Source organism: Amycolatopsis ruanii, from assembly GCF_003385175.1.
GTDB classification, from domain to species: Bacteria; Actinomycetota; Actinomycetes; order Mycobacteriales; family Pseudonocardiaceae; genus Amycolatopsis_E; species Amycolatopsis_E thermalba.
In genome coordinates, this window is sequence record NZ_PQHY01000078.1 from 12,211 (window position 1) to 30,193 (window position 17,983).

Sequence of the window (17,983 nt, forward strand, 5' to 3'; positions counted from 1 at the left end):
GGGGTTCCTCAGCCTCCCCTGGCCGAGTCGTGGAGCGCGGCCGCGGTCAGGGTGAGGTGCTGCACCAGCGCCTCGGCCGCGGCGTCCGCGTCACGGGCGAGCGCGGTCTCCTCCAGCCGGCGGTGTTCGTCGCCGCCGTCGCGGCCGGGGGTGCGCCTCGCCGCCCACCGCCGGGCCAGTTCGCTCGCGGTCCACATCCGGTCGAACGTCTCCAGCAGCACGGGATTGCCGCATCCCTCCAGCAGGGTCCGGTGGAAGACCCGGTGGGCTTCGGACCATTCCTCGCTGTAGTACTCGCCGTCGCCCGGCAGGTACGCCGGGGTGCGGGCGAGACGGTGGTGAGCGGCACGCACGCGGGCTTCCCAGTCGACGTCGCCGCGCTCGATGGACAGGCGCAGCACGACCGGTTCGACGGTCCGGCGGGCCTCGGCGATCTCCTGCCACCGCCGGTCGGAGAAGGCCGGGACGGCGAAACCCCGGTTGGGCAGCCGGTCGGCGAGACCGTCGCCGACGACCCGCACGAGCGCCTCGCGCACGACGGCCAGGCTCACGCCCTGCTCGGCGGCCAGCTCGTGCGGTTTGAGGGCCGCCCCGGGGGTGTAGTCGCCACGCATGATCGCCTCCCGCAGGCGGACGTACACCTGCTCGGACAGCATCTGCTTCCCCGCGCTCATGGACCGACTATAGATGACCGAGCTAATAATCGATTATTTGCGCTATCATCGATCACATGGCAACCGATGCGATCACCAACGACCCCTTCGCCCGCCTGCCCGGGGCAGCCTCCTTCACCGTCACCAGCACCACCGTCGCCGACGGCGCCGCCTGGCCACCCGCGCAGCTCTCCGCCGACCTCCCCGGCGGCCAGGACATCTCCCCGCAGCTGTCCTGGAGCGGCGCCCCCGAAGGCACCAAGAGCTACGCCGTCACCGTCTACGACCCCGACGCCCCCACCGGGTCCGGGTTCTGGCACTGGGCGGTCGCCGACATCCCGGCGGCGGTGACCGAGCTGCCCGAGGGGGCCGGGGACGACACCGGTCAGGGCTTGCCCGCGGGCGCGTTCCAGCTGCCCAACGACGCCCGGGTGGCCCGCTTCCTCGGCGCGGCCCCGCCCGCCGGGCACGGACCGCACCGCTACTTCGTCGTGGTGCACGCCCTCGACGTGGAGTCCGTCGGCGTCCCGGCCGACGCCACCCCGGCCCTGCTCGGCTTCGTGATGTCCTCGCACGTCCTCGGCCGCGCGGTCCTGGTCGCCACGGCGGAAACACCGCCGCCGGGCGGCACCACCGAGCGGATCGAGGTGTCCCGGCTCGTTCCCGCCCCCGCCGGCGCCGTCTTCGCGGTCCTGACCGACCCGAAGGGCCACGTGGACATCGACGCGTCGGGAATGCTCATGGACGCCGAAGGCGAACCGGTCCGCCAGGCCGGCGACCGGTTCGTGGTCCACATGGACCGGGACGCGCTCGGGGACGTCCCGCTGGGCAAGTACGACGTCGAGGTCGTCATCACCGCGTTCGTCCCGGACGAGGAGATCGCCTGGACCGTCGAGGGGCCGCAGCCGCCGCACGCGCGCCACGTCTACGGCTACCGGCTGGAGCCGGCCGAGGGCGGCACCCTCGTCACGTCGTACTACGACTGGTCGCAGGTCGGCGAGGAGTGGCGGCGGCGCGTCACCTTCCCGGTCGTCTCCGCGGCCGCGCTCAAGGCCACCCTCGGGATCCTCGAGCGCACGCTCCGCCGGAGGAAGGAGCGCCCGGCGACCTGAGCCGGGCACCGTCCGCAGTGGACATAGGCGGAAAACACGCACGGCCGCTGCGTCCGGTGCGTACAGTCCTCGGCAACGGCGTGACCGGAGGGGGCGGCGGATGCGTGCGATGCTGGGGGCGGCGCTGCTGGCCGTGACGCTGCTGACGGCGTGCCAGGACGACGAACCGGGTCCGAAGGAGTCGTCCGCCCCGACCCCGGCCGGCACGGACGAGACATCGGCGCCGCGGTTCGCGCCGCGGGTGTGGCTCGCCGAGGACGAGCGGTTCACCCCGATGTCGGCGACCGCGTTCATCCGCCAGTCGGTGCTGCGGTACGAGCACGACGACTGCGTGGACCCCGAACCGGTGGCCGATCCGGTCGACCCCGGCAAGCTCCGGACGAGCGACTACCGGCACCGCAAGGACGCCGATCCCGGTGTCCCGTCCCCGGCCAAGCCGGTCTTCCCCTGCGTCCGCCACTCGGGCGCGGAGGTTTCGCCGGACGCCGACGGCGGGTTCTACCTCGACGCGCCGGACGGCATCCAGCCCGACGACGCTCCCCCGCCGATGTACTGGGAACACCACCGCGCCGACGACACGCGCTCCGCCTTCGTGTACTGGTTCTTCTACGGCCGCAACGAACTCCGGCCCGCGGGCACCCCGGCCGGCAACACGCACGAGGGCGACTGGGAACGCGTGGCCGTCCAGTTGCGGCACGGCGAGCCGGTCGCGGTGACCTTCTTCGGCCACGGCGCCGACCCGTGCTCGGTGCCCTGGGCGGAGCTGGACCACGAGGACGGCCACCCGGTCGTGTACTCGGCCAGGGGATCGCACGCGTCGTACCCGTCGAAGGGCTGGCACGTCTCCGGCGCCACCTTCGACTGGACGTCGCAGGGCGATCTGTGGAACACGCAGCCCCGCGCGCTGGATGCCGAGCCGTGGTACGGCTACCGCGGCGCGTGGGGCGCCCAGTCGCTCGTGCCCGGGTTCTCCGGGCCGGCCGGCCCCTACCCGGGACGGCAGCTGGCCGACGTGTTCACCGACCGCCGCTGCGCGGTCCCCGCCCGGCTGCCGGACGGGTTCGCGGGGACCTGGGAAACCCGCGACCCGGTCGAGCAGTCCCCGGCGACGCGCCCGTACCACATGCGGGTGGTCCTGGACGGCGAGTCGAACGCGGTCGAATACCGCACGACCTGGACGGACCCCGATCCGCACCTGGCCTGCAGCGGGGTCCTCCAGCTGACCGACGCGACCGGGCAGTGGCTCGAGCTGCGCGAACGGATCCTCGAGAAGGAGGCCGGCAACTGCGTCACCGAGGGCACGGTGACGCTCCACCGGGACGGCGAGTCGCTGAAGATGACCTACACCGGCGGTGGCGTGACGGGGTCGGCCACGCTGTACCGCAAGCAGGACCGACCGCCCTCGCCACCCGCCCCGGCCGCACCCGACGGCATCCGGCGCTTCGAGGAGTTCCTGCACGCGCTGGGCCGGGAGGACATCGCGGTGGTCTGCGAGATCGCCGCCCCGGCCGCGAAGAAGGCCGAGGACCAGGGCTTCGGGCCGTGCGAGCAGACCTTCCGGATCACCTTCGAGATGATCTCGCCGGCGCAGAAGCGAGCCCTGCGCACCGCGACGGTCGACCGGGCGGCCGTCACCGAAACCACCGGCCGGATCGAGGTCCCGGCCACCGCGGTGCGCGCGGACACGCCCTTCACGGAGAACGACCTCGGCGACTACACCCTGCAGTACCTCGACGGCCAGTGGTACATCGTGGACTAGGGAGTGCCCGGTCACCGATTGAGGCTGCCGCTGCCGGATGGCATCCAGGTGGCTCGGACCGGGCCGGGCCGTCCGCGGTGCCGGCCCGAGATGGTCGTCACGGACAAGGCCCATTCGCATCCCTCGACCCGGCAGGCGATGCGGGACCGGCGAGTCCGATCCACCAGCCCTGAACGGGAGGACCAGATCGCCCGTCGCGCGGCGAAAGGTTCCCGCGCCACAGCAGGATCACTCACCGGGAGGCTCCGCAGCCACGGTTGCGCCCGCCCGGACAGCGGCGCAAGGTGGAGGGCTACCGGCGGCGCCGCCGGGACGCCGCCTCGATCGGAGAGGGGGTGGGAGGCGTGTTCGCGCGTTCCACCACAGTGCAAGCTCACCAGGACACCATCGACGCGGGCATCGCCCACCTGCGCGACGAGGTCATGCCGGAGCTGATGGCCATGCCCGGTTGTGTCGGCCTGTCGATGCTCGTCGACCGGGACTCCGGGCGCTGTATCGCCACCAGCTCGTGGGAGTCGCGGGAGGCGATGCGCGACAGCGCGGACCGGGTGCGCCCGCTGCGCGACCACGCCGCGGAGGTGATGGGCGGCAACCGCGCCCAGGTCGACGAGTGGGAGATCACGGTGCTGCACCGCACCCGCCCCGCACCCGAGGGCGCCTGCTGCCGCGTCACCTGGACCCGGTTCGACGAGCTCGAGCGCGCCATCGACACCTACCGCATCGGCCTGCTGCCCGAGCTGGAGCGCCTCGACGGGTTCTGCAGCGCCAGCCTGATGATCGACCGCGAGGCCGGCATCGCCGTGTCCTCGGTGACCTACGACAGCCACGAGAACATGGCGAGCACCCGCAACCGGGCCGACGCCCTGCGCTCGCGCGGCGCCGAGGAAGCCGGCGTGGAGATCCTGGAGGTGGCCGAGTTCGAACTGGCCCTGGCGCACCTGCGCGTCCCCGAAATGGCCTGACGGCCGCACCGGCCGGGGCACACCCGCCCCGGCCGGTGCTCCCTCACGCGGGCACCTTCACCGCCAGGACCGGCACGTCCGCGTTGAGCAGCAGGAACTGGGCGAGGCTGCCCAGCACGAGCTTGCCCACCGGGCTGCGCCGCTTCATGCCGATCACCAGCAGCTCCACCTCGTCGCGGTGGCGCTCCAGCAGGCCGAGCACGTGCTGCCCCACCTCGACGTCCGGCTCCCGGTCGAGCACGGTCGTCGCCACGTCGGCGGGCACGTGCGAGACCTCCAGCGGCGCCAGCCGCAGGTTGGCGGCCAGCAGACCGGTCCCGCGCCGCCGGGCCTCGGCGACCGCGGCGTCCAGCGCCAGCGTGCCCTCGTCCGAATCGCTCACCGCGACCAGCACCGCCATCAGACCGTCACCGTCCCCGTGTAGCGGGTGCGCAGTTCCTTCTCCAGCGTCTCCAGCGACCGGCCGCGGGTTTCCGGCACGAACCTCGCCACGAACGTGATCGCCCCGACGCCGAGCGCGGCGAACAGGAAGAACGCGCCCGAGATGTGGATGGCCTCCACCAGCAGCGGGAACAGCAGCCCGACCGCGAAGTTGGTCAGCCACAACACCAGCGCGCACAGCCCGAACCCGAACCCGCGCAGCTTGAGCGGGAAGATCTCGGACAGCATCAGCCACGTCACCGGCGAGATCGAGCCCTGCTGGAACGCCAGGAACGTCACCGTCAGGGACAGCACGACGAACGCGCGCCCGATCCCCTCCGGCAGCAGCAGCGAGAACAGCCCGATCAGCAGCAGCGCGGAGGTGGTGCCGATCTGCCCGGCGATCAGCATCGGCCTGCGGTCGACCCGCCCCAGCAGCCAGATCCCGGCGAAGGTGGCCAGCACCGAGATCACGCCGTTGGCGATGTTCGCGGTCAGCGCGCCGTTGGCGGAGAACCCGGCGTCGGTGAGGATCTGCGTGCCGTAGTACATGATCGAGTTGACGCCGGTGATCTGCTGGACGATCGCGATGCCGACCCCGGTCAGCACGAGCCGCCGGATCCACGGGGTCGCCAGGTCCGACCAGCCGCCGGTCTTGGCCTGCCGGTCCTCCAGCGCCAGCTGGCGCACCTCGGCCGGCTCGGCCTCCGCGCGCCGCCCCGACCGGACCTCCTTGAGCACCGCCAGCGCGTCGCCGAACCGTTCCCGCGAGGCCAGCCACCGCGGGCTCTCCGGCATGACCAGCATCCCGAACCACAGCACCACCGCCGGCAGCGTGGCCAGCACCAGCATCCACCGCCACACCCCGCCGCTCTCGCCGAAGGCGTTGCCGATGATCGCGTTGAAGGTGAACGCGAGCAGCTGACCGGTGACGATCATCAGCTCGTTCTGGGTGACCAGCCGGCCGCGCCGCTCGGCGGGCGAGACCTCGGCGAGGTAGGTCGGCACGGTCACCGACGCGCCGCCGTCGGCGTGGCCGAGCACGAACCGCGAGAGCACCATGACCGTGGTGTCCGGCGCGAACGTGCAGCCCAGGGTGCCGACGAGGAAGATCACCGCCAGCGCCAGGATGGTGCGGCGGCGGCCGCGGCGGTCGGACAACCGCCCGCCCAGCACCGCGCCGAGCGCCGCGCCCAGCAGCAGCGAGCTCGTCACCAGGCCCTCGGTCAGCGGGGTGAGCCCGAGGTCGGCCTGCATGTAGGGCAGGGCGCCGTTGATCACGCCCGTGTCGTACCCGAACAGCAGACCGCCGAAGGTGGCGATCACCGTGACCAGGCGCAGCCGCCGCTTGTGCGGCCCCGGCTGGTCCGCGGGGAGGGTCTGCCCGGATGGTGCGTCGTCTTTGACGTGTGACATGAGGGGTGTCTTCCTCTAGGCGGCCAGTTCCTTGGTAACGCGTTCGAGCATGAAAGCGGAGGATTCGACGGCGCGTTCCTCCCAGGCGAAGACGCACACCGTGGCGACCCCGTCGAAGCCGAGTTCGCGCAGCGTGCCGAAGAAGGCGTCCCAGTCCACCTCACCCTGGCCGATGTCCAGGTGCTGGTGGACGCGCGCCGGGGTGCCCGGCGGGTTGAGGATGTAGCGCAGACCGGAGGACGCCTTGTGGTTGAAGGTGTCCGCGATGTGCACGTGCTGCAGCTTGTCGCCCGCGTAGCGCATCATCGCGGCGATGTCGCCCGCGCCGTCGGAGAGGTGGAACGTGTGCGGGGCGCAGTACAGGTAGTTCACCCACGGCTCGTTGATGGCGCGCACCAGGTCCACCGCGGGGTCGTTCAGCTCGCAGAAGTCGTCCGGGTGCGCCTCGAGGTTGAGGGCGATGCCTTCGCGTTCGAAGACCGGCAGCAGCTCCTCCATCGACCGCCAGAACGCGGCCTCGCTCTCCGCGGCCTGCTCCGGGCGGCCGTTGAACTCGGAGTTCATCAGCGGGCAGCCCAGCTCGGCGGTCACTTCGATCATCCGCTTCCAGTACCGGACCGCGGCCTGCCGCTCGGTCTCGTCGGGGCTGGACCACTTGTACAGCGGCAGCACGCTGGCCAGCCGCACACCGGTCTCGGCCAGCACGCGCTTCAGCTCGGCGACCTTGTCGTCGTCGGCGCGCGGGTGCAGGAAGAACGGCATGAAGTCGGCGCGCGGGGACAGTTCGAGGTACTCGTAGCCGATGTCGGCGACCGTGCGGACCATCTCGCGCATCGGCAGGTCGCGCAGCATGTAGGGGTCGAGTGCGATCTTCACGTCAGCTCCCGTAGAGGTCAGGGCGGTCCTTGAGGCGCACGGACACCACCCGCCCGGTTTCCAGCGCCTCGGTGCCGGCGTCGGTGGCCACCGCCGCGGCGTAGCCGTCCCACGCGCTGGGGCCGGCGAGCCTGCCGTCGTCGATCGAGGCGATCCATTCCACGAACTCGCGGTCGAACGCGGCGCCGAAGCGGTCCTTCCAGTCCTGCAGCACGCCGGTGCGCTGCACGGCGGCGGTCTTGACGAGCACGTCCGCCGGATCGGGCAGCCGCACCGTGCCGGACTCGCACACGGTCTCGCACTGGATGTCGTAGCCGAACTGGCAGTTCACGAACACCTCCAGGTCGACCCGCACCCCGCTGGCGGTCTCGAACAGCATGAACTGCGGGTCCACCAGGTGCTCGAACCGGTTGGCGGTGCGGCGCGGGCGGATCACCTGCGCCGAGACGATCTCCTCCCCCAGCAGCCAGCGGATCGTGTCGATCTCGTGCACCGCGGTGTCCTGCACGGCCATCGCCGAGTGGTAGGCCTCGGGCACGGTGGGGTTGCGGTGCGCGCAGTGCATCATCAGCGGGTGGCCCAGGCCGCCGGAGTCGAGGACCTCCTTCATCGCGCGGTAGCCGGCGTCGTAGCGGCGCATGAACCCGACCTGCACCAGCCGCCGCCCGAAGGACTGCTCGGCCTCGATGACGCGCAGGCAGTCCTCGGCGGTGGTGGCCAGCGGCTTCTCGCAGAACACGTACTTGCCGGCCGCGATCGCGGCCAGCACGTACTCCGCGTGCGTGGGCCCCCAGCTGGTCACCACGACCGCGTCGACCAGCGGGTCGGCGATGACGTCCTGGCCGGTGGGCAGGGCGCGGGCGCCGATGCCGGAGGCGACCTCGGCGGCGCGGGCGCCGTCGACGTCGGTCTCGGCGACCACCTCGGCACCGGTGACCACGTCGGTCAGGCGCCGGATGTGGTCCTGGCCGATCATGCCGGTGCCGATCACTCCGATGTGGATGGTCATGCGCGCTCCCCTCCCGGGCGGCGGGTGCCGGAGAGGCCGCACGAGTTCAGGTACTCGCGGGTGCGCACGGCGATGGGCAGGGGCACGTCCGGGGCGCACGGGTAGAGGTCCTGCTCGACGATCACGAAGATCTCGGCGTCCAGTCCGGACAGCGCGTCGATCACCTCGGCCGGGTTGGGCACGCCGGCCGGCGGTTCGACGCACACGCCGAGCTTGACCGCCTCACCGAAGGACAGGTTCTCGGCCCGCACCCGGTCGAGCACCGCCGGGTCCATCTGCTTGATGTGGACGTAGCCGATGCGCTCGCCGAAGCGGCGGATCAGGTCGACCGCGTCGCCGCCGCCGTAGGCGACGTGCCCGGTGTCCAGGCACAGGTTGGCGTAGCGGGGGTCGCTCTCGTTGAGGTAACGCTCGATCTCCTGCTGGGTCTGGATGTGGCTGTCGGCGTGCGGGTGCAGCACGAGCCGCACGTCGTACTCCTCCAGCAGGATCCGGCCCAGTTCGCCGGCGCGGCGGCCGAAGGAGGCCCACTGCTCGGCGGTCAGCTCGGGCGATTCGGTGTAGGCACCGGTCTTCTCGTCGCGGTACATCGGCGGGATGTAGACGAGGTGGTGCGCGCCCGCGGCGGCGGTCAGCTCGGCGACCCGGCGGGTGGTGGCGAGCATGTCGTCCCACTGGCCGGGGCGGTGCAGGGCGCCGAAGGTGGTGCCGCCGGAGACCTTCAGGCCGCGCTCCCCCAGCTCGTCGGCCAGCTGCCGCGGGTCGGTGGGCAGGTAGCCGAACGGGCCCAGCTCCAGCCATGCGTAGCCGGCCTGGACGAGTTCGTCGAGGAACCGGGTGTGCGGGACCTGCTGCTCGTCCTGGGGAAACCAGACGCCCCACGAGTCGGGGGCGGAGCCGAGGCAGAGGTTGCCGATCACGGTGCGCGTCGTCGCGGTGGTCATGGTGCTCCTAGCTGGAGGTGGGGAAGTCGAACCCGGCGGTGAACTTGCCGGTGTGCGGCCAGCGGCTGGTGACGACCTTGGCGCGGGTGTAGAACCGGACGCCTTCCGGGCCGTGGATGGGACTGTCGCCGATGAGCGAGTCCTTCCAGCCGCCGAAGGAGTAGTAGGACATCGGGACCGGGATGGGCACGTTGACGCCGATCATGCCGACCTTGACCTCGCGCTGGAACCGGCGGGCGGCCTCGCCGCTGCCGGTGAAGATCGCGGTGCCGTTGCCGTAGGGGTTGGCGTTGATCAACGCGATGGCCTCGTCGATGGTGTCCACCCGCACGATCGCCAGGACCGGGCCGAAGATCTCCTCGCGGTAGGCGTCCATCTCGGTGGTGACGTGGTCCAGCAGCGACGGCCCGACGAAGAAGCCGTCCTCGTGACCGTCCACGATGAGGCCGCGGCCGTCGACGACGACGGTGGCGCCCTGCTCGGCACCGCTGGTGACGGCGCCGATGACGCGTTCGCGGGCGGCCTGGGTGACGACCGGGCCCATGTCGTTGCCGGCGTCCGAGCCCGGGCCGACCTTGACCTCGTTCGCCTTGCGTTCGAGGATCTCCACCAGCTCGTCGCCGGCCTCGCCGACGGCGACCCCGACGGAGATCGCCATGCACCGCTGGCCGGCGGAGCCGAACGCGGCCGCGGTGAGGTGGTTGGCGGCGAACTCCAGGTCGGCGTCGGGCAGCACGACGGCGTGGTTCTTCGCCCCGCCGAGGGCCTGGACGCGCTTGCCGGAGGCGGTGGCCCGCTCGTGCACGTACTTGGCGATCGGGGTGGAGCCGACGAACGACACCGCCGCGACGTCGGGGTGATCGAGGATCGCGTCCACCGCGACCTTGTCGCCGTGCACCACGTTGAACACGCCCTCGGGCAGCCCGGCTCGCGCGTACAGTTCGGCGACGAAGTTGGACGCCGACGGGTCGCGCTCGCTGGGCTTGAGCACGAAGGTGTTGCCGGTGGCGATCGCGATCGGGTGCATCCACAGCGGCACCATGATCGGGAAGTTGAACGGCGTGATGCCGGCGACCACCCCGAGCGGCTGGCGGAAGCTGTGCACGTCGACGTCGCGGGAGACCTGGTCGGAGAACCCGCCCTTGAGCGCGTCGGCGATGCCGCACGCGTACTCCACGACCTCGCGGCCACGGACGATCTCACCGCGCGCGTCGTCGATGACCTTGCCGTGCTCGGCGGAGATGATCCGCGCCAGCTCGTCCTCGTGGCGCACGAGCAGCTCGCGGAAGGCGAACATGACCCGGACGCGCTGGGTGAGCGAGGAGTTGCCCCACGACTCGAAGGCCTTGCCCGCGGCCGCGGCCGCGGTGTCCACGTCGGACGGTCCGGCGAGCAGCACCTCGGCCTGCTGCTGCCCGGTGGCCGGGTCGTAGACGGGGGCGGTGCGGGTGGAGCCGGCGCGGGCGGGCGCGCCGCCGATCCAGTGTTCGATGGTGTTCACGCTGTTCCTCACAGGTAGTGGCGCTGTGCTCGTTTGGTGGCGGAGTAGGTTTCGTAGGCCTTGCGGGTCGAGTCGAGTTCGGAGACCTCGCTGACCGGCACGTCCCACCACGCCGATCCGGGCGGGTTGGGGCCGTACAGGTCGGTCTCCACGTGCACGACGGTGGTCGTGCGGTTCGCCTTCGCCCGGGCGATCGCCGCCCGGAACTCGTCCACCGTGGACGCCCGCAGGACCGTGGCGCCGAGGCTTTCCGCGTTGGCCGCCAGGTCGACCGGCAGCACGCCGCCTTCCAGCAGGCCGGTGTCGCCGCTGCGGTACCGGTACCGCGTGCCGAACCGCTGGGAGCCCAGGGTTTCCGACAGGGAGCCGATGGAGGCGAAGCCGTGGTTCTGCACCAGGACGATGATCACCTTGAGGCCCTCGGAGACCATGGTGACGATCTCCTGCGCCATCATCAGGTAGGAGCCGTCGCCGACCAGGACGACGACCTCCCGGTCCGGTGCGGCCATCTTCGTGCCGATCCCGGCCGCCACCTCGTAGCCCATACAGGAGAAGGCGTATTCGACGTTATACGCCTTCGGGTCGCGAGCGCGCCAGAGCATCTGCAGGTCGCCGGGCATGGAGCCGGCCGCGTTGATCACCACGTCCCGGTCGTCCAGGGCGGCGTTGAGGGCGCCGAGGATCTCGGTCTGCGCGGGCAGCGGCTGGTGGCCGACGGTGAAGCAGGCGTCGGCCGTGCGGTTCCAGTCGTCGGCGAGCATCCGGGCGCGGGCGCGGTAGGCCTCGCCGACCTGCCAGCCGCCGAGCGCCTGGCGCAGTCCTGCGATGCCGAGCTTGGCGTCGGCCAGCAGCATCTCCGCCGAATGCTTGGCGGCGTCGAGGCGGGCCACGTTCAGGTTCACGAACTCCACGTCCGGGTTGCCGAACACGGTGTGGCTGGCGGTGGTGAAGTCGGAGTAGCGGGTGCCGATGCCCAGCACCACATCCGCCTCCGCGGCCACCGCCGCCGCGGCGGTGGTGCCGGTGGACCCGATCCCGCCGACCGCGCACGGGTGGTCCCACGGGACCGCGCCCTTCCCCGCGTGCGTGTCGGCCACCGGGATGCCGGTGGCCTCGGCGAACGCGCGGAGTTCCGGCTCGGCTTGCGAGTACACCACTCCCCCGCCGGCCACGATCAACGGCGCCTTCGCTCCACGCAGCAACCCGGCGGCACGGGCCAGGGCGCCGGGTTCGGGCAGGGGGCGGCCGATGTGCCAGACGCGGCGGCGGAAGAACTCCTCCGGCCAGTCGAACGCCTCGGCCTGCACGTCCTGCGGCAGGCACAGGGTCACCGCCCCGGTCTCCACGGGGTCGGTGAGCACCCGCATCGCCGCGAGCGCGGCCGGGATGAGCTGCTCGGGGCGGGTGATGCGGTCGAAGTACTTCGACACCGGCCGGAACGCGTCGTTGACCGTCACGTCCCCGCCGCGGGTGTCCTCCAGCTGCTGCAACGCCGGATCCGGGGACCGGGTGGCGAACATGTCGGACGGCAGCAGCAGCACGGGCAGCCGGTTGGTGGTCGCCAGGGCCGCGCCGGTGATCATGTTCGTCGAGCCCGGGCCGGTCGACGCCGTGCAGGCGAAGGTCTGCAGCCGGTTGCGCATCTTGGCGAACGCCGCCGCCGCGTGCACCTGGCCCTGCTCGTTGCGGGCCAGGTAGTAGGGCATCTCGTCGGCGTACTGCAGCAGCGCCTGCCCGATGCCGGCGACGTTGCCGTGCCCGAAGATGCCCCAGGTGCCGGGGATCAGGCGCTGCTCGACGCCGTCGCGCTCGGAGTACTGGTTCGCGAGGAACTTCACGAGCGCCTGCGCGGTGGTGAGTCTCATGGCGTGCTCCCGAAGGGAAGGCGCGGGTCGGTGTCCTGGGACTCCCAGGTCTGGCGCACCCAGCCGTGGGCGGGGTCGTCGCAGATCAGCCAGGCGCGGTCCGGGCCCGGCCCGGCCATCACGTTGAGGTAGTAGAGGTCGTAGCCGGGCGCGGCCATCGACGGGCCGTGCCAGCCGTGCGGGATCAGCACCACGTCCCCGCTGCGGACCTCGGCCAGCACGTCGGAGGAGCCGTACACGCGCTGGTAGCCCATGCCGCCGCCGGAGACCTCGAAGTAGTAGATCTCCTCCAGCACGCTTTCGCCGTCGCGGGCTTCGTCGTGCTTGTGCGGCGGGTAGGACGACCAGTTCCCGCCCGGCGTCAGCACCTCGCACACCAGCAGCCGGCCGGCGTCGAAGGTGTGCGGCAGGCAGTAGTTGTTGACCTGGCGGGAGCAGTTGCCCGCGCCCCGCAGTTCCACCGGGGTCGCGCTCGCCGGCTGGTACCGCGCCGGCAAGCGGCGGCCGGTCTTCGCGGCCGGCAACGCGAACCGGCCGGTGCCGGCAATCGTGGCCTCCGCATCCCGCGGCAGGTAGGCGAAATCGGTGACCGAGTCGAACACCCCGGCGCGGCCGGCGAGAGCGAACTCCTCACCGTCCACGGTGACCGTGCAGCTGCCGGACAGCGGCAACACGAGTGTCTCGAAGTCGCCGGTGCGGACGGTTTCGGTGCCGTCCAGGTCCAGCACCCGCAGTCCGGAGTGGACCCAGCCGGCCGACTCCGGGGTGACCACCACGTCGAACGGTCCCCCGGCGGTGCTGCCCGCCTCGCGATGGAGCTTCACAGCAGCCCCACCGCCGTGTCCACTGCCTTGGCGACATCGCCGTCGTGCGGGTACAGCAGCGACCGCCCCACCACGAGCCCCTGCACGGTCGGCAGCGCGAGCGCCTGCTGCCAGGACGCGAACGCCGCGTCCGGGTCCTCGACCTCGCCGCCCAGCAGCACGGCGGGCAGCGTCGAGGACGCCATCACCCGCTCCATGTCCGCGACCACCGGCAGCTTCAGCCAGGTGCAGGCCGAGGTGCGGCCCAGCCCGGAGGCGATGGTGATGGACCTGATGACGGCCTCCGGGGAGAGGTCGTTGCGCAGCTTCCCGTCCACCCATTCGGACAGGAACGGCTCGACCATCGCGATCAGCTTCCGTTCGGCCAGCTCGTTGACCGCCCGCGCGGTGTTCTCCAGGACGCCCGGGGTGGCCGGGTCGGTCAGGCAGATCCGGGTCAGCGTCTTGCCGCCGTCGAAGCGCATCCGCTCGATCGACTCGGCGTCGCAGCAGGCGAACCGGTCGTCGATCTCGAAGGCCGACCCGGCCAGGCCGGTGCGGTTCATCGAGCCGATCACCGTCTTGCCGTCCAGCACGCCCAGCAGCAACAGGTCGTCGAGGATGTCCGCGGTCGCCAGCACCCCGGTGACCCCCGGCCGTTCCAGCGCCAGGCAGAGGCGGTCCAGCAGCTCACCCCGGTCGGCCATCGCCAGCGGGTCCCCGCCGACGGCGTTCGCACCCCGGGCGGGGTGGTCCGCGGCGATGATCATCGTCCGGCCCTTGTCGTTGAACGGCGACTTGGCCCGCACCCGGTTCGCCGCCGCCTCGGCGATCGCCTCCGGGTCGTGCACCCGCTTCGCGACGATCCGCCGCACCGTCTCAGACACCCTGTGTTCCTCCCAGCTTGCGCAGTACCTGGTCTTCGGTCGGCATCGCGTCCGAACAGGACAGTTCACCGGCCACGTGCGCCCCGGCGGCGTTGGCGAAGCGCATGACCCGCGCGGTGTCCCAGCCGGACAGCAGCCCGTGGCACAGGGCCCCGCCGAACGCGTCCGCCGCGCCGAGGCCGTTGACCACCCGCACCGGCACCGGCGGGACCTCGACCTCGCCGTCGTCGTCCACCGCGAGGACACCCTTCGGGCCCTGCTTGACGACCGCCAGCGAAACCCCCTTGTCCCGCAACGCCTTCGCCGCTTCCCGTGGCTCCCGGGTGCCGACCGCGGTGTCGCACTCGTCGAGGTTGCCGACGGCGACGGTGACGTGGTCCAGGGCCTTGCCCACCCACTCGCGGGCCTGTTCCCGGGACTCCCAGAACATCGGGCGGTAGTCCAGGTCCAAGATCGTGATCCCGCGGCGGGCCCGGGCCTCGAGCGCGGCCAGGGTCGCGGAGCGGCTGGGTTCCTGCGACAGGCCGGTGACGGTGACCCAGAAGATCTTCGCGGCGCGGATCGCGCCGAAGTCCAGATCCTCCGGCGCGAGGTCGAGGTCGGGGGCCTTCGGGAAACGGTAGAAGTAGAGCGGGAAGTCGTCCGGCGGGAAGATCTCGCAGAAGGTCACCGGGGTCGGCAGGTGCCCGGACGTGCCGACGAAGCGGTCGTCCACGCCGTAGCCGGCCAGTGCCCGGTGGAGGAACCGGCCGAACGGGTCGGCGCCGGTCTTGGTGACGACCGCCGTCCGGCGCCCGTACCGGGCGGCGGCGACGGCGACGTTGGTCGCGCTGCCACCGAGGTACTTGCCGAACGAGGTGACGTCCTCCAGGCCGGTACCCGTCTGCAGTGGATAGATGTCCACGCCGATGCGGCCCATGGTGACGACGTCGAAGGTCACCCGGACACCTCCTTGTGTGTGGCCTGCGGGGAGCGGTTAGCGCGCTCTATTAGCGCGCTCTAGTACCCGGTACTATGGAGACAGCCGAGAGTCGTGTCAAGAGCCGCGGAGGAAGTGGATGAGCGCAGAGGCCGGGGACGAGCCCGGCAAGCCGAGGCGCGGGCGGCGCCCGACCATGGGGGATGTGGCCCAGCGGGTCGGGGTGTCGCGGGCGCTGGTGTCGCTGGTGTTCCGCAACGAGCGGGGGCCGAGCGAGGAGACCCGGCAGCGGGTGTTCGCCGCGGCGCGCGAGCTGGGTTACCGGCCGGACAGCGCCGCGCAGATGCTCGCGAGGTCCCGCAGCAAGGTGCTCGGCGTGATGTTCACGGCGCGCAACCCCTTCCACAACGACCTGATCGAGGGCGTCTACCCGGTGGCCGAGGAGCTGGGCTACGACATCCTGCTGTCGGCGACCGCGCCCAGCCGGGCCGAGCAGGCCGCGGTCGAGGCGCTGCTCAGCCACCGGTGCGAGGGACTGGTGCTGCTCGGCCCGAACCTGGAGCCGGGGTACGTGCGGGAGCTCGCCACGCGCATCCCGACCGCGGTGGTGGGCCGCCGGTTCAGCGGGGCCGAGGTGGACGCGGTGCACGCGGCGGAAGCCCAGGGGGTCCGCCAGATCATCGACTACCTGGTGGAGCTGGGGCACAAGTCGATCGCGCACATCGACGGCGGCGACGGGCCCGGTTCGGCCGAGCGGCGCCGCGCCTACAAGGCCGCGCTGCGGCGGCACGGGCTGGCCGAGCACATCTCGGTGCTGCCCGGCGACCAGACGGAGGAGTCCGGCGCGGCGGCGGCGCGCGCCCTGCTGGCCGACCGGGAGTCGATGCCGACCGCGGTGTTCGCCGGCAACGACCGGTGCGCGGTGGGGTTCCTGGACACCGTGTGGCGGGCCGGGCTGGAGGTGCCGGGCGACATCTCGGTGGTGGGTTTCGACGACAGCCCGCTGGCGCAGCTGTCGCACATCGACCTGACGACGGTGGCGCAGGCGCCGGAGCGGCAGGCCGAACTGGCGGTCCGCGCGGTGGTCTCCCGCCTCGACGACCCCGCGCGGGAGCCCGCGCACCTGGTGATCCAGCCGAAGCTGGTGGTCCGCGGCACGACGGGCAGCCCGCGCGCTTGACCCGCAGCTCCCGCCGAGGGGAGGTCACACTGGCACGGGGCCCCGACAGGCGCGCCGGCCCGCTGGCTCGCGCCTGATCCGTGCCCGGCCGAACCCGGCCAGGCACTCCCCACCGGGGGTGGGCACCCGGTGAACCAGCAGGCCGCGGCCCCGCCACGGCGGATAGGCTGGCCGCGTGGGTGCGCGGTGGACGGTGGCTCGGGTGCTGGCGCTGGCCCCGGACGCCGGCTCCGCGCGCGCCGCCCGCGGGCTGGCCCATCCGCGCACCTGGTCGGACCTCGGCAGCACCAGCTCACTCGTCTGGGGCAAGTGCCAGGGCAGCGCCCGCGCCCCCTACCAGGTGACCGTCGACCTCACCGAGCCCTCCTTCCGCTGCACCTGCCCGAGCCGCAAGTTCCCCTGCAAGCACGGCCTGGCACTGCTGCTCATGTGGGCCGCCGGCGACGGATCCGTCGCCGAGGACACCGGACCGGCCGACTGGGTCGCCCCGGCCACGCCCCGCAAGGAACCCACCAAACCCGACCCCGAAGCGCAGGCCAGACGGCTCGCCGAGCGGGAGTCGCTCATGTCGGCCGGCCTCGACGACTTCGAGCTGTGGCTGCACGACCTCGTCCGCCAGGGCCTGGCCACCGCCCGCCGCCAGCCGCCCGGCTTCTGGGACACCGCCGCCGCCCGCCTGGTCGACGCCCAGCTGCCCGGCCTCGCCGACCGGGTTCGCACCGCCGGGGCCGACATCCACGCCCGCGCCGACTGGGCCCAGCACCTGCTCGGCGAGCTCGGCCGCTGGTACCTCGCGGTCCGCGCGTGGCGGCGCCGGGCCGAACTGGACGAAGCCGCGCTCGGCGACCTGCGCACGGTCCTGGGCTGGGCCCGCCGCCGCGACGAGATCGGCGACCGCGTCACCGACCGGTGGTGGGTCGTCGGCCTGAGCCAGGAGGAGGACGAGCGCCTGCTGTCCCAGCGCACCTGGCTCCACGGCGAGCGCACCGGCGAGACCGTGGTGCTGCTCGACTTCGCCGCCGCCGGTCAGGCGCTCAAGGTCGCGCACGTGCTGGGGTCCGTCGTGGACGGCGAGATCGCCCGCTACCCCGGCGGCTCGCCCCGCCGCGCCCTGCTCACCGGCGACGAGCACAAGATCACCCCCGGCTCCGGCCTCCCCCACGCCACCGACGTCCGCACCGCCCTCGCGCAGGCCGCCCGATGGCTGGCCGGAAACCCGTGGCTGCGCCGCATTCCGCTCGCCCTGGCCGGGATGACCGTGGTCCCCGGCGAACCGCCGCTGCTCGTCGACGCGAGCGGCACCGCGCTGACCCTGGCCCCGGACACCGACGTGTGGCAGCTGCTCGCCCTGACCGGCGGCCACCCGGCCCCGGTGTTCGGCGAGTGGATCGACGAGCGCCTGCACCCGCTGAGCGTGCAGGCCGGCGACCGGCTGGTGGCGCTGTGACCGCCTGGGACGACCTCCTCGGCACGGCGCTGGTCGGCACCGGCCGCCGCCCCTTCGACCTCGCCGCCTCCGGCATCCGCGGCGCCGGCAACGTCACGGCCGGCACCCCCGAGGCCGCCGTCCTGGCCGCGGCGGCGCTGGCCGCCGGCTACCGGCGCGCCGGCTGGACCCCGCCCACCTGGCGCGGCACCCGAGCCGGACCCGCCGCCCCCGACGACCGTCCCGAGTGC

16 protein-coding genes and 1 pseudogene are annotated in these 17,983 nt (G+C 72.5%); 6 read left to right on the forward strand and 11 right to left on the reverse strand.

Annotated features, from left to right (window positions below):
- Positions 1-8: 8 nt before the first annotated feature.
- Positions 9-656, reverse strand: a complete 648-nt coding sequence (locus D0D28_RS29450; RefSeq protein WP_162830479.1) for a GntR family transcriptional regulator — start codon at positions 654-656, stop codon at positions 9-11.
- Positions 657-730: 74 nt separating this feature from the next.
- On the opposite strand from D0D28_RS29450, the gene D0D28_RS29455 reads away from it, so the two are divergent.
- The 3 genes from D0D28_RS29455 (at position 731) to D0D28_RS29465 (ending at position 4,486) form a co-directional block, all read left to right on the forward strand.
- Positions 731-1,765 carry a YbhB/YbcL family Raf kinase inhibitor-like protein gene (locus D0D28_RS29455; protein ID WP_116114234.1) on the forward strand — a complete coding sequence of 345 codons (1,035 nt, stop codon included), beginning with the start codon at positions 731-733 and terminating at the stop codon, positions 1,763-1,765.
- Positions 1,766-1,865: 100 nt separating this feature from the next.
- Positions 1,866-3,524: a hypothetical protein gene (locus tag D0D28_RS29460; RefSeq protein ID WP_143266124.1), complete on the forward strand. Its 1,659-nt coding sequence runs from the start codon at positions 1,866-1,868 to the stop codon at positions 3,522-3,524.
- Between the two features lie 344 nt (positions 3,525-3,868).
- On the forward strand, positions 3,869-4,486 hold the full coding sequence (locus D0D28_RS29465; protein ID WP_198958082.1) for an antibiotic biosynthesis monooxygenase: 618 nt from the start codon (positions 3,869-3,871) through the stop codon (positions 4,484-4,486).
- Positions 4,487-4,529: 43 nt separating this feature from the next.
- Here D0D28_RS29465 and D0D28_RS29470 read toward each other — a convergent pair whose 3' ends face one another.
- Genes D0D28_RS29470 through iolC form a run of 10 tightly spaced genes read right to left on the reverse strand, consistent with a single transcriptional unit; the run spans position 4,530 to position 15,147 of the window.
- A complete protein-coding gene (locus D0D28_RS29470) occupies positions 4,530-4,886 on the reverse strand; it encodes a universal stress protein (RefSeq protein ID WP_094002823.1) in 357 nt (118 codons plus the stop codon).
- On the reverse strand, positions 4,886-6,322 hold the full coding sequence (locus D0D28_RS29475; RefSeq protein ID WP_116114237.1) for a sugar porter family MFS transporter: 1,437 nt from the start codon (positions 6,320-6,322) through the stop codon (positions 4,886-4,888). Before D0D28_RS29475 ends, D0D28_RS29470 begins: the two co-directional genes overlap by 1 nt.
- 15 nt (positions 6,323-6,337) lie before the next feature.
- The gene (locus D0D28_RS29480) at positions 6,338-7,198 is read right to left on the reverse strand and encodes a sugar phosphate isomerase/epimerase family protein (protein ID WP_094002821.1); all 861 of its coding nucleotides are present in this window, start codon (positions 7,196-7,198) and stop codon (positions 6,338-6,340) included.
- A 1-nt stretch (position 7,199) separates the two neighbouring features.
- The gene (locus tag D0D28_RS29485) at positions 7,200-8,207 is read right to left on the reverse strand and encodes a Gfo/Idh/MocA family protein (protein ID WP_116114239.1); all 1,008 of its coding nucleotides are present in this window, start codon (positions 8,205-8,207) and stop codon (positions 7,200-7,202) included.
- Positions 8,204-9,151 (reverse strand): TIM barrel protein, encoded by a 948-nt coding sequence (locus tag D0D28_RS29490; RefSeq protein WP_094002819.1) that lies wholly within the window; start codon positions 9,149-9,151, stop codon positions 8,204-8,206. Before D0D28_RS29490 ends, D0D28_RS29485 begins: the two co-directional genes overlap by 4 nt.
- 7 nt (positions 9,152-9,158) lie before the next feature.
- The gene (locus D0D28_RS29495) at positions 9,159-10,652 is read right to left on the reverse strand and encodes a CoA-acylating methylmalonate-semialdehyde dehydrogenase (RefSeq protein WP_116114241.1); all 1,494 of its coding nucleotides are present in this window, start codon (positions 10,650-10,652) and stop codon (positions 9,159-9,161) included.
- Between the two features lie 8 nt (positions 10,653-10,660).
- The gene (iolD, locus tag D0D28_RS29500; protein ID WP_116114243.1) at positions 10,661-12,517 is read right to left on the reverse strand and encodes a 3D-(3,5/4)-trihydroxycyclohexane-1,2-dione acylhydrolase (decyclizing); all 1,857 of its coding nucleotides are present in this window, start codon (positions 12,515-12,517) and stop codon (positions 10,661-10,663) included.
- Positions 12,514-13,341, reverse strand: coding sequence for a 5-deoxy-glucuronate isomerase (gene iolB / locus D0D28_RS29505; protein ID WP_094002816.1), 828 nt, complete (start codon positions 13,339-13,341; stop codon positions 12,514-12,516). Before iolB ends, iolD begins: the two co-directional genes overlap by 4 nt.
- Positions 13,338-14,207: a Cgl0159 family (beta/alpha)8-fold protein gene (locus tag D0D28_RS29510; protein WP_094002815.1), complete on the reverse strand. Its 870-nt coding sequence runs from the start codon at positions 14,205-14,207 to the stop codon at positions 13,338-13,340. Before D0D28_RS29510 ends, iolB begins: the two co-directional genes overlap by 4 nt.
- Positions 14,200-15,147: a 5-dehydro-2-deoxygluconokinase gene (iolC, locus tag D0D28_RS29515; protein ID WP_275895928.1), complete on the reverse strand. Its 948-nt coding sequence runs from the start codon at positions 15,145-15,147 to the stop codon at positions 14,200-14,202. The genes D0D28_RS29510 and iolC overlap by 8 nt, the downstream gene beginning before the upstream one ends.
- Before the next feature lie 118 nt (positions 15,148-15,265).
- Between iolC and D0D28_RS29520 the strand changes: the two genes are divergently transcribed.
- The 3 genes and pseudogenes from D0D28_RS29520 to D0D28_RS29530 all read left to right on the forward strand — a co-directional run.
- Positions 15,266-16,306: a LacI family DNA-binding transcriptional regulator gene (locus D0D28_RS29520; RefSeq protein ID WP_240323405.1), complete on the forward strand. Its 1,041-nt coding sequence runs from the start codon at positions 15,266-15,268 to the stop codon at positions 16,304-16,306.
- A 175-nt stretch (positions 16,307-16,481) separates the two neighbouring features.
- The gene (locus tag D0D28_RS29525) at positions 16,482-17,753 is read left to right on the forward strand and encodes an SWIM zinc finger family protein (RefSeq protein WP_240323406.1); all 1,272 of its coding nucleotides are present in this window, start codon (positions 16,482-16,484) and stop codon (positions 17,751-17,753) included.
- Positions 17,750-17,983: pseudogene (locus tag D0D28_RS29530) on the forward strand (DUF5691 domain-containing protein); the annotation flags it as partial. The gene D0D28_RS29525 and the pseudogene D0D28_RS29530, both read left to right, overlap by 4 nt.